17 protein-coding genes are annotated in these 16,463 nt (G+C 43.4%); 16 read left to right on the forward strand and 1 reads right to left on the reverse strand.

Translation table 11 applies throughout. From position 1 onward, the window contains the following. Window positions 1-8: 8 nt before the first annotated feature. The 13 genes from proB (at window position 9) to HT728_RS04060 (ending at window position 11,553) form a co-directional block, all read left to right on the forward strand. The gene (proB, locus tag HT728_RS04000) at window positions 9-1,118 is read left to right on the forward strand and encodes a glutamate 5-kinase (protein WP_240149004.1); all 1,110 of its coding nucleotides are present in this window, start codon (window positions 9-11) and stop codon (window positions 1,116-1,118) included. Between the two features lie 9 nt (window positions 1,119-1,127). After that, complete coding sequence (locus HT728_RS04005) at window positions 1,128-2,390, forward strand: glutamate-5-semialdehyde dehydrogenase (RefSeq protein ID WP_173233909.1); 1,263 nt, start codon at window positions 1,128-1,130, stop codon at window positions 2,388-2,390. Between the two features lie 3 nt (window positions 2,391-2,393). Further along, window positions 2,394-3,191 (forward strand): pyrroline-5-carboxylate reductase, encoded by a 798-nt coding sequence (proC, locus tag HT728_RS04010; protein WP_173233911.1) that lies wholly within the window; start codon window positions 2,394-2,396, stop codon window positions 3,189-3,191. 227 nt (window positions 3,192-3,418) lie between these two features. Beyond that, a complete protein-coding gene (tmk, locus tag HT728_RS04015; RefSeq protein ID WP_173233913.1) occupies window positions 3,419-4,057 on the forward strand; it encodes a dTMP kinase in 639 nt (212 codons plus the stop codon). Further along, complete coding sequence (locus HT728_RS04020) at window positions 4,054-4,944, forward strand: DNA polymerase III subunit delta' (RefSeq protein ID WP_173233915.1); 891 nt, start codon at window positions 4,054-4,056, stop codon at window positions 4,942-4,944. Before tmk ends, HT728_RS04020 begins: the two co-directional genes overlap by 4 nt. A 39-nt stretch (window positions 4,945-4,983) precedes the next feature. After that, a complete protein-coding gene (gene yabA, locus HT728_RS04025; protein WP_000358227.1) occupies window positions 4,984-5,301 on the forward strand; it encodes a DNA replication initiation control protein YabA in 318 nt (105 codons plus the stop codon). A 2-nt stretch (window positions 5,302-5,303) separates the two neighbouring features. Then, window positions 5,304-6,182: a 16S rRNA (cytidine(1402)-2'-O)-methyltransferase gene (rsmI, locus tag HT728_RS04030; protein WP_173233917.1), complete on the forward strand. Its 879-nt coding sequence runs from the start codon at window positions 5,304-5,306 to the stop codon at window positions 6,180-6,182. Window positions 6,183-6,613: 431 nt separating this feature from the next. Continuing rightward, on the forward strand, window positions 6,614-7,948 hold the full coding sequence (gene trmFO / locus HT728_RS04035; protein WP_173233920.1) for a methylenetetrahydrofolate--tRNA-(uracil(54)-C(5))-methyltransferase (FADH(2)-oxidizing) TrmFO: 1,335 nt from the start codon (window positions 6,614-6,616) through the stop codon (window positions 7,946-7,948). Window positions 7,949-8,031: 83 nt separating this feature from the next. Continuing rightward, window positions 8,032-8,769 (forward strand): UMP kinase, encoded by a 738-nt coding sequence (gene pyrH, locus HT728_RS04040; protein WP_039704027.1) that lies wholly within the window; start codon window positions 8,032-8,034, stop codon window positions 8,767-8,769. 8 nt (window positions 8,770-8,777) lie between these two features. Continuing rightward, window positions 8,778-9,335 (forward strand): ribosome recycling factor, encoded by a 558-nt coding sequence (frr, locus tag HT728_RS04045; RefSeq protein ID WP_001262225.1) that lies wholly within the window; start codon window positions 8,778-8,780, stop codon window positions 9,333-9,335. A 59-nt stretch (window positions 9,336-9,394) separates the two neighbouring features. Then, on the forward strand, window positions 9,395-10,249 hold the full coding sequence (cvfB, locus tag HT728_RS04050; RefSeq protein WP_173233922.1) for an RNA-binding virulence regulatory protein CvfB: 855 nt from the start codon (window positions 9,395-9,397) through the stop codon (window positions 10,247-10,249). Window positions 10,250-10,257: 8 nt separating this feature from the next. Continuing rightward, complete coding sequence (locus HT728_RS04055) at window positions 10,258-10,473, forward strand: YozE family protein (RefSeq protein WP_001232089.1); 216 nt, start codon at window positions 10,258-10,260, stop codon at window positions 10,471-10,473. A gap of 84 nt (window positions 10,474-10,557) precedes the next feature. Then, the gene (locus HT728_RS04060; RefSeq protein ID WP_173233924.1) at window positions 10,558-11,553 is read left to right on the forward strand and encodes a PhoH family protein; all 996 of its coding nucleotides are present in this window, start codon (window positions 10,558-10,560) and stop codon (window positions 11,551-11,553) included. Window positions 11,554-11,608: 55 nt separating this feature from the next. On the opposite strand, the gene ald is transcribed toward HT728_RS04060, so the two are convergent. Beyond that, complete coding sequence (ald, locus tag HT728_RS04065) at window positions 11,609-12,721, reverse strand: alanine dehydrogenase (RefSeq protein WP_173233927.1); 1,113 nt, start codon at window positions 12,719-12,721, stop codon at window positions 11,609-11,611. A 171-nt stretch (window positions 12,722-12,892) separates the two neighbouring features. On the opposite strand from ald, the gene HT728_RS04070 reads away from it, so the two are divergent. From HT728_RS04070 to HT728_RS04080, 3 genes are all read left to right on the forward strand, one after another. Continuing rightward, window positions 12,893-13,462 carry a GNAT family N-acetyltransferase gene (locus tag HT728_RS04070; protein WP_173233929.1) on the forward strand — a complete coding sequence of 190 codons (570 nt, stop codon included), beginning with the start codon at window positions 12,893-12,895 and terminating at the stop codon, window positions 13,460-13,462. 66 nt (window positions 13,463-13,528) lie between these two features. Continuing rightward, entirely contained in the window at window positions 13,529-14,176 is a 648-nt protein-coding gene (locus tag HT728_RS04075; protein ID WP_173233931.1) for a helix-hairpin-helix domain-containing protein, read from the forward strand. Continuing rightward, complete coding sequence (locus HT728_RS04080) at window positions 14,160-16,400, forward strand: DNA internalization-related competence protein ComEC/Rec2 (protein ID WP_173233933.1); 2,241 nt, start codon at window positions 14,160-14,162, stop codon at window positions 16,398-16,400. The genes HT728_RS04075 and HT728_RS04080 overlap by 17 nt, the downstream gene beginning before the upstream one ends. Window positions 16,401-16,463: the final 63 nt, after the last annotated feature.

Raw genomic sequence — 16,463 nt, forward strand, 5'->3', positions numbered from 1 at the left:
GTGAGACTATGAAATACAAACGGATTGTCTTTAAGGTGGGGACTTCTTCTCTGACAAATGAGGATGGAAGTTTATCACGTAGTAAGGTAAAGGCTATTACCCAGCAGCTGGCTATGCTGTACGAGGCTGGTCATGAATTGATTTTGGTGTCGTCGGGTGCCATTGCTGCAGGTTTTGGGGCCTTAGGATTTAAAAAGCGTCCGACTAAGATTGCTGATAAACAGGCTTCAGCAGCGGTAGGGCAAGGCCTTTTGTTGGAAGAATACACGACCAATCTTCTCTTGCGCCAAATCGTTTCTGCACAAATCTTGCTGACCCAGGATGATTTTGTGGACAAGCGCCGTTATAAAAATGCCCATCAGGCTTTGTCAGTTCTACTTAGCCGTGGAGCTATTCCTATCATCAATGAGAATGACAGTGTCGTTATTGATGAGCTCAAGGTTGGGGACAATGATACTCTAAGTGCTCAGGTAGCAGCCATGGTCCAAGCAGACCTTTTGGTTCTCTTGACAGACGTAGACGGTCTTTATACTGGAAATCCTAATTCAGACCCAAGAGCCAAACGCTTGGAGCGAATCGAGACCATCAATCGTGAGATTATTGATATGGCCGGTGGAGCCGGTTCGTCTAATGGGACAGGTGGCATGTTGACCAAAATCAAAGCTGCAACTATCGCGACGGAATCAGGAGTTCCTGTTTATATCTGCTCTTCCTTGAAGTCAGATGCCATGATTGAGGCGGCTGAGGAGACCCAGGATGGTTCCTACTTTGTTGCGCAAGAGAAGGGACTTCGTACCCAGAAACAATGGCTGGCCTTTTATGCTCAGAGTCAAGGTTCTATTTGGGTAGATAAAGGGGCTGCAGAAGCTCTCTCTCAACATGGAAAGAGTCTTCTCTTATCTGGTATCGTTGAAGCAGAAGGCGCCTTTTCTTACGGCGATATTGTGACAGTATTTGACAAGGAAAGTGGAAAATCACTTGGAAAAGGGCGTGTGCAATTTGGTGCATCTGCTTTGGAGGATATGTTGCGTTCTCAAAAAGCCAAGGGTGTCTTGATTCACCGTGATGACTGGATTTCCATTACTCCTGAAATCCAACTACTCTTTACAGAATTTTAGAGGTAAACTATGGTAAGTACACAAGAACAATTTGAACAGGTACAGGCTGTTAAAAAATCAATCAACACGGCTAGTGAAGAGGTAAAAAACCAAGCCTTGCTAGCCATGGCTGACCACTTAGTGGCTGCTACAGAGGAGATTTTAGCGGCTAATGCCCTCGATATGGCAGCGGCTAAGGGGAAAATCTCAGATGTGATGTTGGATCGTCTTTATTTGGATGCAGGACGTATAGAAGCGATGGCAAGAGGAATTCGTGAAGTGGTTGCTTTACCAGATCCAATCGGTGAAGTTTTAGAAACCAATCATCTTGAAAATGGTTTGGTTATCACCAAAAAACGTGTGGCTATGGGTGTCATCGGTATTATCTATGAAAGCCGTCCAAATGTGACGTCTGATGCGGCTGCTTTGGCTCTTAAAAGTGGAAATGCAGTTGTTCTTCGTAGTGGTAAGGACGCCTATCAAACAGCCCATGCCATTGTCACAGCCTTGAAGAAGGGCTTGGAAACGACTACTATTCACCCGGATGTGATTCAACTGGTGGAAGATACCAGCCGAGAAAGCAGCTATGCCATGATGAAGGCCAAGGGCTATCTAGACCTTCTCATTCCTCGTGGAGGGGCTGGCTTGATCAATGCCGTGGTTGAGAATGCTATCGTACCTGTTATTGAGACGGGGACTGGGATTGTCCATGTTTATGTCGATAAGGACGCAGATGACGACAAGGCACTGTCTATCATCAACAATGCCAAAACCAGTCGTCCTTCTGTCTGCAATGCCATGGAGGTTCTACTTGTTCATGAAGACAAGGCAGCAAGCTTCCTTCCTCGCTTGGAGCAAGTTCTAGTTGCAGAGCGTAAAGAAGCTGGGTTGGAACCAATTCAATTCCGCCTAGATAGCAAAGCAAGTCAGTTTGTTTCAGGTCAAGCAGCTGAAGCACAAGACTTTGACACCGAGTTTTTAGACTATGTCCTAGCTGTTAAGGTTGTGAGCAGTTTAGAAGAAGCGGTTGCCCATATTGAGGCTCACAGTACCCATCATTCGGATGCCATTGTGACGGAAAATGCTGAAGCTGCGGCTTACTTTACAGATCAAGTGGACTCTGCAGCGGTTTATGTCAATGCCTCAACTCGTTTCACCGATGGTGGCCAATTTGGTCTTGGATGCGAAATGGGAATTTCTACTCAGAAACTCCACGCGCGTGGTCCCATGGGCTTGAAGGAATTGACAAGCTACAAGTATGTGGTTACTGGTGACGGACAGATAAGGGAGTAAGAGATGAAGATTGGATTTATCGGTTTGGGGAATATGGGTGCTAGCTTGGCCAAGTCTGTCTTGCAGTCTAAGACGGGTGATGACCTTCTCCTTGCCAATCGTAGTCAAGCCAAGGTAGATGTTTTCATTGCAGACTTTGGTGGTCAGGCTTCTAGTAATGAAGAAATATTTGCAGAAGCTGATGTGATTTTTCTAGGAGTGAAGCCTGCTCAGTTCTCAGACTTGCTTTCTCAATATCAGACCATCCTTGAAAAAAGAGAAAGTCTTCTTTTGATTTCGATGGCAGCTGGATTGACTTTAGAAAAACTGGCTAGTCTTCTTCCAAGTCAACACCGAATGATTCGTATGATGCCAAATACCCCTGCTTCTATCGGACAAGGAGTCATTAGTTATGCCTTGTCCCCTAATTGCAGGGCTGAGGACAGTGAGCTCTTTTGTCAGCTGTTAGCCAAGGCTGGTCTCTTGGTTGAACTTGGAGAAGGCTTAATCGACGCGGCGACAGGTCTTGCAGGTTGTGGTCCGGCCTTTGTCTATCTCTTTATTGAGGCTTTGGCGGATGCGGGGGTTCAGACGGGATTACCACGAGAAACAGCATTGAAAATGGCAGCCCAAACTGTGGTAGGAGCTGGACAATTGGTCTTAGAAAGCCAAGAGCATCCTGGGGTCTTAAAAGACCAAGTTTGCAGCCCAGGCGGTTCGACTATCGCTGGTGTAGCAAGCCTAGAAGCGCATGCTTTTCGAGGAACGGTCATGGAGGCAGTCACTAAAGCCTACAAACGAACTAAAAAACTTGGTAAATAAGAGGTGGATTTGTCTGCCTCTTTTATGGTGGTTGATACTCTTTGAAAATCTCTTCAAACTGCGTCAGCTTCCATCTGCAACCTCAAAACAGTGTTTTTAGCAACCTGCGGCTAGCTTCCTAGTTTGCTCTTTGATTTTCATTGAGTATGAAATGAGAAGCAAAAAGATTGTCACAAACCCCTATTTTTTTGATAGAATAGAAGTAGTAAAAAAGAAATGAGTTAGACATGTCAAAAGGATTTTTAGTCTCTCTTGAGGGACCAGAGGGAGCAGGCAAGACCAGTGTTTTAGAGGCTCTGCTCCCAATTTTCGAGGAAAAAGGAGTAGAGGTGCTGACGACCCGTGAACCTGGCGGAGTCTTGATTGGGGAGAAGATTCGGGAAGTGATTCTGGATCCAAGTCATACTCAGATGGATGCGAAGACAGAGTTGCTTCTTTATATTGCTAGTCGCAGACAGCACTTGGTGGAAAAAGTTCTTCCAGCACTTGAAGCTGGCAAGTTGGTCATTATGGACCGCTTCATCGATAGTTCCGTTGCATATCAGGGATTTGGTCGTGGCTTGGATATTGACGCCATTGATTGGCTCAATCACTTTGCGACAGATGGACTCAAACCTGATTTGACACTCTATTTTGACATCGAGGTCGAAGAAGGACTGGCTCGTATTGCTGCTAATAGTGACCGCGAGGTTAATCGTTTGGATTTGGAAGGGTTGGACTTGCATAAAAAAGTTCGTAAAGGTTATCTTTCTCTCTTGGAAAAAGAAGGAAATCGTATTGTCAAGATTGATGCTAGTCTTCCATTGGAGCAGGTTGTGGAAACTACCAAGGCTGTCTTGTTTGACAGAATGGGCTTGGCCAAATGAAACAAGATCAACTAAAGGCTTGGCAACCAGCCCAGTTTGACCGCTTTGTCCGTATTCTAGAACAAAACCAGCTCAATCACGCCTATCTCTTTTCAGGTTTCTTTGGAAGCTTGGAAATGGCGCAATTTTTGGCTAAGAGCCTCTTTTGTACGGATAAAGTAGGCGTTTTACCATGTGAAAACTGCCGAAATTGTAAGCTGATTGAACAGGGAGAATTTCCTGATGTCACCTTGATTAAGCCAGTTAATCAGGTCATCAAGACAGAACGGATTCGAGAATTGGTGGGGCAGTTTTCTCAAGCAGGGATTGAAAGCCAACAACAGGTCTTTATTATCGAGCAAGCTGAGAAAATGCATCCTAACGCAGCCAATTCTCTGCTCAAGGTCATCGAAGAACCCCAGAGTGAGGTTTACATTTTCTTCTTGACCAGCGATGAGGAAAAGATCTTACCTACAATCCGAAGTCGGACGCAAATTTTTCACTTTAAAAAGCAGGAAGAGAAGCTCATCTTACTCTTAGAACAAATGGGGTTGGTTAAGAAAAAAGCGACTCTCCTAGCCCAGTTTAGTCAATCGCGAGCTGAAGCGGAAAAGTTGGCTAATCAGGCAAGTTTTTGGACCTTAGTCGATGAAAGTGAACGCCTGCTGATTTGGTTAGTGGCTAAGAAAAAAGAAAGTTATTTGCAGGTTGCTAAATTAGCGAACTTGGCAGATGACAAGGAAAAACAAGATCAGGTTTTACGGATTCTTGAAGTCCTCTGTGGGCAGAACCTCCTGCAAGCAAGAGTAAGAGTGATTCTACAAGATTTGCTAGAAGCCAGAAAAATGTGGCAATCCAATGTCAGCTTTCAAAATGCCATGGAATATCTGGTCTTGAAAGAAATATGAACTCAAAAATGAACGATAAAGAAAGGAAAGGGCTGTTTTATGGACAAAAAAGAATTATTTGACGCGCTGGATGATTTTTCCCAACAGTTATTGGTAACCTTGGCCGATGTGGAAGCTATCAAGAAAAATCTCAAGAGCCTGGTAGAGGAAAATACAGCTCTTCGCTTGGAAAATAGTAAGTTGCGCGAACGTTTGGGTGAGGTGGAAGCAGATGCTCCTGTCAAGGCCAAACATGTTCGCGAAAGTGTCCGTCGAATTTATAAAGATGGTTTTCACGTATGTAATGATTTTTATGGACAACGTCGAGAGCAGGACGAGGAATGTATGTTCTGTGACGAGTTGTTATACAGGGAGTAAGCATGCAGATTCAAAAAAGTTTTAAGGGGCAGTCTCCCTACGGCAAGCTGTACCTAGTGGCAACGCCGATTGGCAATTTAGATGATATGACCTTTCGAGCTATTCAGACCTTGAAAGAAGTTGACTGGATTGCGGCTGAGGACACGCGCAATACAGGTCTATTGCTCAAGCATTTTGACATTTCTACCAAGCAAATCAGTTTTCATGAGCACAATGCCAAGGAAAAGATTCCTGATTTGATTGGTTTCCTGAAAGCAGGACAAAGTATTGCTCAGGTATCCGATGCGGGTCTGCCTAGTATCTCGGACCCTGGTCATGATTTGGTCAAGGCAGCTATTGAGGAAGAAATTGCAGTTGTCACAGTTCCAGGTGCCTCTGCAGGAATTTCTGCCTTGATTGCCAGTGGTTTAGCGCCACAGCCACATATCTTTTATGGTTTTTTACCGAGAAAATCAGGCCAGCAAAAGCAATTTTTCGACTCGAAAAAAGACTATCCAGAAACACAGATTTTCTATGAATCGCCCCATCGTGTAGCAGATACTTTGGAACATATGCTAGAAGTCTATGGTGACCGCTCGGTCGTCTTGGTTAGGGAATTGACCAAAATCTATGAAGAATACCAACGAGGAAAGATCTCTGAATTGCTGGAAAGCATAGCTGAAACGTCACTCAAGGGCGAATGCCTTCTCATCGTTGAAGGTGCCAGTCAGGATGTGGAGGAAAAAGACGAGGAGGACTTGTTCTTAGAAATCCAAGCCCGTATCCAGCAAGGCATGAAGAAAAATCAAGCTATCAAGGAAGTCGCTAAGATTTACCAGTGGAATAAAAGCCAGCTCTACGCTGCCTATCACGATTGGGAAGAAAATCAAGAAAATGACTAAACAGGGAAGTTTGCCTTCTTCCCTTTTTTTGTTATACTAGTAGAAGAAAAAATTAGAAAGATTTGTGGGAGTGAAAAAGTCTGGGGGACTTTTTCAGCCTGAGCCAAGAAACTCGAAAGCGAAGTAAGTCCTGTGGACTTTTTCAGCCTGAGCCAAGAAACTCGAAAGCGAAGTAAGTCCTGTGGACTTTTTCAGCCTGAGCCAAGAAACTCGAAAGCGAAGTAAGTCCTGTGGACTTTTTCAGCCTGAGCCAGGAAATTCGAAATCGAAGTAAGTCCTGTGGACTTTTTCAGCCTGAGCCAAGAAATTCGAAATCGAAGTAAGTCCTGTGGACTTTTTCAGCCTGAGCCAAGAAATTCGAAAACTCTTAAGTTTGATTGGCTTTTTCAATGTGAACCTTGTCTTCACACTCCCAAAGAGGTATTAGTGTCGTGTCTCAATCTTATATCAATGTTATCGGTGCTGGTTTGGCAGGTTCTGAAGCAGCCTACCAAATCGCAGAACGTGGTATTCCAGTTAAACTTTATGAAATGCGTGGTGTCAAGTCAACACCTCAACACAAAACAAACAATTTTGCTGAGTTGGTTTGTTCCAATTCTCTTCGTGGGGATGCTTTGACAAATGCCGTTGGGCTCCTCAAGGAAGAAATGCGTCGCTTGGGTTCAGTTATCTTGGAATCTGCTGAAGCAACCCGTGTTCCTGCAGGAGGTGCACTTGCGGTGGACCGTGATGGTTTCTCTCAAATGGTGACCGAAAAAGTTGCCAACCATCCCTTGATTGAAGTGGTTCGTGATGAAATTACAGAATTGCCGACAGATGTTATCACAGTTGTCGCTACTGGTCCTTTGACCAGCGATGCTCTGGCTGAAAAGATTCATGCTCTCAATGACGGCGATGGTTTCTATTTCTACGATGCGGCAGCGCCTATTATCGACGTCAACACTATCGATATGAGCAAGGTCTATCTAAAATCTCGGTATGATAAGGGAGAAGCGGCCTATCTCAATGCGCCCATGACCAAGCAAGAATTTATGGATTTCCATGAAGCTTTGGTCAATGCGGAAGAAGCACCGCTTAATTCCTTTGAAAAAGAAAAGTACTTTGAAGGATGTATGCCTATCGAAGTCATGGCCAAACGAGGCATTAAAACTATGCTTTATGGTCCTATGAAACCAGTGGGGCTTGAGTATCCAGATGACTACACAGGCCCTCGTGATGGAGAATTCAAAACACCTTATGCGGTGGTTCAGCTTCGTCAGGACAATGCGGCTGGTAGCCTCTACAATATCGTCGGTTTCCAGACCCACCTCAAATGGGGAGAACAAAAACGTGTCTTCCAAATGATTCCAGGTCTTGAAAATGCCGAGTTTGTTCGTTATGGGGTCATGCACCGCAATTCTTATATGGATTCACCAAATCTTCTGGAGCAGACTTACCGTTCTAAAAAACAATCAAATCTCTTCTTTGCTGGTCAGATGACGGGTGTGGAAGGTTATGTTGAGTCCGCAGCGTCAGGATTAGTTGCAGGTATTAACGCGGCTCGTCTTTTCAAGGGAGAAAGCGAGGCTATTTTCCCAGAAACAACAGCGATTGGAAGCTTAGCTCATTACATCACCCATGCGGACAGCAAACATTTCCAACCAATGAATGTCAACTTTGGAATCATCAAGGAGTTGGAAGGCGAGCGTATTCGTGATAAGAAGGCTCGTTATGAAAAAATTGCAGAGCGTGCCCTCAGCGATTTAGAGGAATTTTTAACTGTCTAATTTTTTTGAAAGAATTGCTCATGATACTATAAAAATCTTAGAAATTATGATAAAATAGGTAGGATAAAAAAAGGAGAGTGAAAATGGCGAATCCCAAGTATAAACGTATTTTAATCAAGTTATCAGGTGAAGCCCTTGCCGGTGAACGTGGCGTAGGGATCGATATCCAAACAGTTCAAACAATCGCAAGAGAGATTCAAGAAGTTCATAGCTTAGGTATCGAAATTGCCCTTGTTATCGGTGGAGGAAATCTCTGGCGTGGAGAACCTGCTGCAGAAGCAGGAATGGACCGCGTTCAGGCAGATTACACAGGAATGCTTGGGACTGTTATGAATGCTCTTGTGATGGCAGATTCATTGCAACAAGTTGGGGTTGATACGCGTGTGCAAACAGCCATTGCAATGCAACAAGTGGCAGAGCCTTACGTACGTGGACGTGCCCTTCGTCACCTTGAAAAAGGCCGTATCGTTATCTTTGGTGCCGGAATTGGTTCACCTTACTTCTCAACAGATACAACAGCGGCCCTTCGTGCGGCTGAAATCGAAGCGGATGCCATCCTTATGGCTAAAAATGGTGTCGACGGTGTTTACAATGCCGATCCTAAGAAAGACAAGACAGCCGTTAAATTTGAAGAATTGACCCACCGTGACGTCATCAATAAAGGTCTCCGTATCATGGACTCAACAGCTTCAACTCTCTCAATGGATAACGACATTGACTTGGTTGTCTTTAACATGAACCAACCAGGCAACATCAAACGTGTCGTATTTGGTGAAAATATCGGAACAACAGTTTCAAATAATATCGAAGAAAAGGAATAAGAAAGAATATGGCTAACGCAATTATTGAAAAAGCTAAAGAGAGAATGACCCAGTCTCACCAATCACTTGCTCGTGAATTTGGTGGTATCCGTGCTGGCCGTGCCAATGCAAGCTTGCTGGACCGTGTACATGTAGAATACTATGGAGTAGAAACTCCTCTTAACCAAATCGCTTCAATTACGATTCCAGAAGCGCGTGTTTTGTTGGTAACACCATTTGACAAGTCTTCATTGAAAGACATCGAACGTGCCTTGAATGCTTCTGATCTTGGTATCACACCAGCTAACGACGGTTCTGTTATTCGTTTGGTTATCCCTGCTCTTACAGAAGAAACTCGTCGTGACCTTGCTAAAGAAGTGAAGAAAGTCGGTGAAAATGCTAAAGTGGCTGTCCGCAATATCCGTCGCGATGCTATGGACGAAGCTAAGAAACAAGAAAAAGCAAAAGAAATCACTGAAGACGAATTGAAGACTCTTGAAAAAGACATTCAAAAAGTAACAGACGATGCTGTTAAACACATCGACGACATGACTGCCAACAAAGAGAAAGAACTCTTGGAAGTCTAAAAATAAACAGAAAAACTCAGTTGGCATTGCTGGCTGAGTTTTATTCGAAAGAAGGAAATATGAATACAAATCTTGCAAGTTTTATCGTTGGATTGATCATCGATGAAAACGACCGTTTTTACTTTGTGCAAAAGGATGGTCAAACCTATGCTCTTGCTAAGGGAGAAGGTCAACATACAGTAGGGGATACGGTTAAAGGTTTTGCCTACACGGATATGAAGCAAAAACTCCGCCTGACAACCTTAGAAGTGACTGCCACTCAGGACCAATTTGGTTGGGGAACTGTAACGGAAGTTCGTAAAGACTTGGGTGTCTTTGTGGATACAGGTCTTCCTGACAAGGAAATCGTTGTGTCACTCGATATTCTCCCTGAGCTCAAGGAACTCTGGCCTAAGAAGGGCGACCAACTCTACATCCGTCTTGAGGTGGACAAGAAAGACCGTATCTGGGGACTCTTGGCCTATCAAGAAGACTTTCAACGTCTGGCTCGTCCTGCCTACAACAACATGCAGAACCAAAACTGGCCAGCCATTGTTTACCGTCTCAAGTTATCAGGAACTTTTGTTTACCTGCCAGAAAACAACATGCTTGGCTTTATCCATCCTAGCGAGCGTTACGCAGAGCCACGTTTGGGGCAAGTGTTGGATGCGCGCGTTATTGGTTTCCGTGAAGTGGACCGTACCTTGAACCTCTCCCTCAAACCACGTTCTTTTGAAATGTTGGAAAATGATGCTCAGATGATTTTGACCTATTTGGAAAGCAATGGTGGTTTCATGACCTTAAATGATAAGTCATCTCCAGACGACATCAAGGCAACCTTTGGCATTTCTAAAGGTCAGTTCAAGAAAGCTTTAGGTGGTCTTATGAAGGCTGGTAAAATCAAGCAAGACCAGTTTGGGACAGAGTTGATCTAGGGTGACTTATGAGAAAATCATTTTACACTTGGCTCATGACCGAGCGCAATCCTAAAAGTAACAGTCCCAAAGCTATCTTGGCAGACCTAGCTTTTGAAGAGTCATCTTTCCCAAAACACACAGATGATTTTGATGAGGTGAGTCGCTTTTTGGAAGAACATGCCAGTTTTTCTTTCAACCTAGGAGACTTTGACGCTATCTGGCAAGAATACTTAGAACACTAGCATGATTCATTGGGTTTGGGCTAGTAATTTCTCCACCCCTTTGCTATAATAAAAAGAAATAAAAGGATTAGAGAGGTTCTTTATTTGAAGGAACATTCAATAGACATTCAACTGAGTCATCCAGATGACCTGTTTCATCTTTTTGGTTCCAATGAACGCCATCTTCGTTTGATGGAAGAAGAGCTTGATGTGGTAATTCATGCTCGTACGGAGATTGTCCAGGTTTTGGGAGAAGAGACTGCCTGTGAGGAAGCCCGTCAAGTTATTCAGGCTTTGATGGTCTTGGTAAATCGTGGGATGACCGTTGGTACACCAGATGTGGTCACTGCGATTAGTATGGTCAAAAACGATGAAATCGACAAGTTTGTCGCCCTTTACGAAGAAGAAATCATCAAGGATAATACTGGTAAACCTATTCGTGTCAAAACCCTAGGGCAAAAACTTTATGTGGGCAGTGTTAAACAGCATGATGTGACCTTTGGAATTGGGCCAGCAGGTACAGGGAAGACCTTCCTTGCAGTGACATTGGCAGTGACTGCCCTTAAACGTGGGCAGGTCAAGCGGATTATCTTGACACGTCCAGCGGTGGAAGCAGGAGAGAGTCTAGGTTTTCTTCCGGGTGATCTCAAGGAGAAGGTAGATCCTTACCTTAGACCTGTTTATGATGCCTTGTATCAGATTTTGGGGAAAGACCAAACGACTCGTCTTATGGAGCGTGAAATTATCGAGATTGCACCCCTTGCTTACATGCGTGGAAGGACCTTGGATGATGCCTTTGTCATTCTCGATGAGGCGCAAAATACGACCATCATGCAGATGAAGATGTTTTTGACTCGTTTAGGCTTTAATTCTAAGATGATTGTCAATGGAGATATCAGTCAGATTGACCTTCCGCGTAACGTCAAGTCTGGTCTGATTGATGCTCAAGAAAAACTCAAGAACATCCATCAGATTGACTTTGTTCATTTTTCAGCTAAGGATGTGGTTCGCCATCCTGTTGTCGCTCAGATTATCCGAGCTTATGAACCAGCTCCAATTAAAAATGAAGAGAATGAAGAAGTCCAAGAAGAAACAGAATAGCAAAAAAGAGCAGTTCGGTTGGACTTGCTCTTTCTTTTATCTGATAATTAGATTTTTATACTAGTTCATCAATTGGAGTATGTTTTTTATTGAGGCCTTGGGCTACTGGAAGACTGGTTAAGTAACCTTGATAAGTGGTAACACCTTGGCGCAAGCCCTCATCTTCAGCAATTGCTTGCATAAATCCTTTTCCTGCCAAAGCTTCGATATAAGGAAGAGTGACATTGGTTAGTGCGATAGTTGAAGTACGAGCAACCGCACCAGGGATGTTGGCAACTGCATAGTGGAGTACACCGTGTTTTTCATATACAGGCTCATCGTGCGTTGTCACACGGTCAGCTGTCTCGATAACGCCACCTTGGTCAACGGCAACGTCCACAATGACTGAACCTGGGCGCATTTGCTTGACCATCTCATCTGTTACCAATTTTGGTGCTTTGGCACCTGGGATGAGAACCGCTCCGATCACCACATCTGCATCTCTCACACTGGCTTCAATGTTAAATGAATTGGACATAAGTGTTTGGATTTGATGGCCAAAGACCTCCTCTAAAACGGAGAGACGTTTAGCACTGATATCAAGGATTGTTACTTGAGCACCAAGACCAAGAGCAATTCGAGCAGCATGGGTCCCTACGACACCGCCACCGATGATGGTTACTTTCCCTTTAGGTACACCCGGTACACCACCTAGTAGGACGCCAGAACCTCCTGCTTGCTTAGTTAGGAAATGAGCACCGATTTGGACTGCCATACGGCCTGCAACCTCACTCATAGGTACGAGGAGTGGTAATTGACCTTGGGAATCACGGACAGTTTCATAGGCAATCCCAGTTGTTTTTGATTCCAACATAGCATCTGCTAATTCTGGAGCAGCGGCCATGTGCAAGTAGGTGAAGAGAAGCAGGTCGTCACGTAAGTAACCATATTCAGAGGCTAATGGTTCTTTTACTTTCACTACCAACTCTGCAGCCCAAGCTTCACTAGCAGTAGCGACAATTTCAGCTCCTTGCTTTTGATAGTCAGCATCAGTAAAGCCAGAACCGAGACCAGCATTTGTTTCGATAAGGACGCGATGACCACGACCGACTAAACTGTGGACACCAGCAGGTGTGAGGGCAACACGGTTTTCATTATTTTTAATTTCTTTTGGAATTCCGATTAACATAGAGAAAAACTCACTTTCTATTGACGGGTTGTAAATGATTTATCACAATTATCTATAAAATAAGGTGATGATTTTATTCTATATGAAACCGCTTTAAAAAGCAAGAAAAATTTGTTGTAACTTATTTTTTATGCTAGACTGGTAGAAAATATTTTTAAATGGAGGAGAAGTATGGAATCAATCTTTTTAAAACTAGCTCAGTATCCAATAGTCGAGACTGAGCGTTTATTGCTTAGACCTGTAACCTTGGATGATGCGGAAGCAATGTTTGACTATGCCTCGGACAGAGAAAATACGCGTTACACTTTTCCAACCAATCAAAGCTTGGAAGAAACTAAGAATAACATTGGTCAGTTCTACTTGGCCAATCCCTTGGGACGCTGGGGAATAGAACTAAAAAGCAATGGCAAATTTATCGGAACAATTGATTTGCACAAGATTGATCCTGTTCTTAAGAAGGCAGCTATTGGTTACATTATCAATAAAAAATATTGGAATCAAGGATTGACGACAGAAGCCAATCGTGCTGTGATTGAGCTAGCTTTTGAGAAGATTGGAATGAACAAGTTGACCGCCCTTCACGATAAGGACAATCCCGCGTCAGGAAAGGTCATGGAGAAATCAGGAATGCGTTTTTCACATGAAGAACCATATGCTTGTATGGACCAGCATGAAGAAGGCCGAATTGTTACAAGAGTTCATTATGTCTTGATCAAGGAAGACTATTTTGCAAATAAATAAGCAGTTGAAAAGAAATTTTCGACTGTTTTTTCTTTCTCTTACGAATAATCTAAGAGAGGAGAAAATATGGAAGCAATTATCGAGAAAATTAAAGAGTATAAAATCATTGTCATCTGTACTGGTCTGGGCTTGCTTGTAGGAGGATTTTTCCTGCTAAAGCCAACTCCACAAACACCTGTAAAAGAAACGAATTTGCAGGCAGAAGTTGCAACTGTTTCCAAGGATTCATCGACCGAAAAGGAAGTGAAGGAAGAAAAGGAAGAACCCCTTGAACAAGATCTAATCACAGTAGATGTCAAAGGCGCTGTTAAAGCACCTGGAATTTATGATTTGCCGGTAGGTAGTCGGGTCAATGATGCTGTTCAAAAGGCGGGTGGCTTGACAGAGCAAGCAGACAGCAAGGGGCTCAATCTAGCTCAGAAAGTTAGTGATGAGGCTCTGGTTTACGTCCCAACTAAGGGAGAAGAATTAGCTAGTCAGCAGGCAGGTTCTGGGACAGCTTCTTCGACGAGCAAGGAAAAGAAGGTCAATCTCAACAAGGCCAGTCTGGAAGAACTCAAGCAGGTCAAGGGACTGGGAGGAAAACGAGCTCAGGACATTATCGACCATCGTGAAACAAATGGGAAATTCAAGTCGGTTGATGAACTCAAGAAAGTCTCTGGAATTGGTGCTAAAACGATAGAAAAGCTAAAAGACTATGTTACAGTGGATTAAGAATTTCCCCCTTCCCCTAATCTATCTGAGTTTTCTGTTACTTTGGCTTTACTACGCCATTTTCTCAGCATCCTATCTTGCTTTGTTGGGCTTCGTTTTTCTGCTCGTCTGTCTCTTTATTCAATTTCCTTGGAAATCTGCTAGCAAAGTTTTAGTGATTTGTGGAATCTTTGGCTTCTGGTTTCTGTTTCAAAATTGGCAACAGAGTCAAGCGAGTCAAAATTTGGCGGATTCTGTTGAAAGCGTACGGATTTTACCAGATACCATCAAAGTTAATGGTGATAGTCTATCCTTTCGTGGCAAGGCTGATGGACGCATTTTTCAAGTTTATTTTAAACTCCAGTCCGAGGAGGAGAAAGAACAATTTCAAGCCTTAACAGCCCTTCATGATTTGGAACTTGAAGGAAAACTATCAGAGCCAGAAGGGCAGAGGAATTTTGGTGGCTTTGACTACCAAGCCTATCTGAAGACTCAGGGAATTTACCAGACACTCAATATCAAAAAAATCCAGTCACTTCAAAAGGTTGGCAGTTGGGATGCAGGTGAAAACCTGTCCAGTTTACGCCGTAAGGCTGTGGTTTGGATTAAGACGCACTTTCCAGACCCTATACGCAATTACATGACGGGGCTCTTGTTAGGGCATCTGGACACAGATTTTGAGGAGATGAATGAGCTTTATTCTAGTTTAGGAATTATCCACCTCTTTGCCTTGTCGGGTATGCAGGTAGGCTTTTTCATGGATGGATTTAAGAAACTTCTCTTGCGATTGGGCTTGACCCAAGAAAAGTTGAAATGGCTGACCTATCCCTTTTCCCTTCTCTATGCTGGTCTGACAGGATTTTCAGCATCAGTCATTCGCAGTCTCTTGCAAAAGTTACTGGCTCAACATGGTGTTAAGGGCTTGGATAATTTTGCCTTGACGGTTCTTGTCCTCTTTATCATCATGCCCACCTTTTTCCTGACAGCAGGAGGAGTCTTGTCTTGCGCTTATGCTTTTATATTGACCATGACCGGCAAAGAAGGGGAGGGACTCAAGGCTGTTGCCAGAGAAAGTCTGGTTATTTCTTTGGGAATATTACCCATTCTATCCTTTTATTTTGCGGAATTTCAGCCTTGGTCCATCCTTTTGACCTTTGTCTTTTCCTTTCTATTTGACTTGGTCTTCTTACCGCTCTTGTCTGTCTTATTTGCCCTTTCCTTTCTCTATCCAGTCATTCAGCTGAATTTTATTTTTGAATGGTTGGAGGGAATGATTCGCTTGGTCTCGCAGCTGGCAAGTAGACCTCTGGTCTTTGGACAACTCAATGCGTGGCTTTTAATTTTATTGTTAATTTCCTTGGCTTTAGTCTATGATTTGAGGAAAAACATTAAAAGGCTAATAGTATTGAGCTTATTGATTATAGGTCTCTTTTTCTTGACCAAGCATCCACTGGAAAATGAAATCACCATGCTGGATGTGGGGCAAGGTGAAAGTATTTTCTTACGGGATGTAACTGGGAAAACCATTCTCATAGATGTCGGTGGCAAGGCAGAATCTGATAAGAAAATCGAAAAATGGCAAGAAAAGGCGACGACCAGCAATGCTCAGCGAAGCTTGATACCCTATCTTAAAAGTCGTGGAGTGGCCAAGATTGACCAGCTGATTTTAACCAACACAGACAAGGAGCATGCTGGAGATTTGTTAGAGGTGACCAAAGCTTTCCATGTAGGCGAAATTTTAGTGTCAAAAGGCAGTCTGAAACAGAAGGAATTTGTGGCAGAACTACAAGCGACCCAAACAAAAGTTAGAAGTATAACAGCAGGAGAGAACTTGCCAATTTTTGGAAGTCAGTTAGAAGTCCTATCTCCAAGGAAAATTGGAGACGGAGGTCATGAAGATTCCCTGGTTTTGTATGGAAAACTCTTGGATAAAAAGTTTCTTTTCACAGGAAATTTGGAGGAGAAAGGAGAGAAGGACTTGCTGAAGCATTATCCTGACCTAGAGGTGGATGTTTTGAAAGCTAGCCAACATGGCTCTAAAAACTCATCAAGTTCAGCCTTTTTAGAACAGTTCAAACCAGAGATGACTCTCATTTCAGTTGGAAAGAATAATCGAACGAAACTACCCCATCAGGAAACCTTGACCCGACTGGAAACTATCAATAGCAAAGTATATCGAACTGACCAGCAAGGAGCTATACGCTTTAAGGGGGGGAATAGTTGGAAGATTGAAACGGTCGGTTAACAAACACAAACTTTTCAAAAAATTAACTTTTTATCTTGACAAGAGCTAGAAAACTTGGTATCA

The sequence above is a fragment of the Streptococcus sp. 544 genome (assembly GCF_013277385.1).
Taxonomy (GTDB): domain Bacteria; phylum Bacillota; class Bacilli; order Lactobacillales; family Streptococcaceae; genus Streptococcus; species Streptococcus mitis_BA.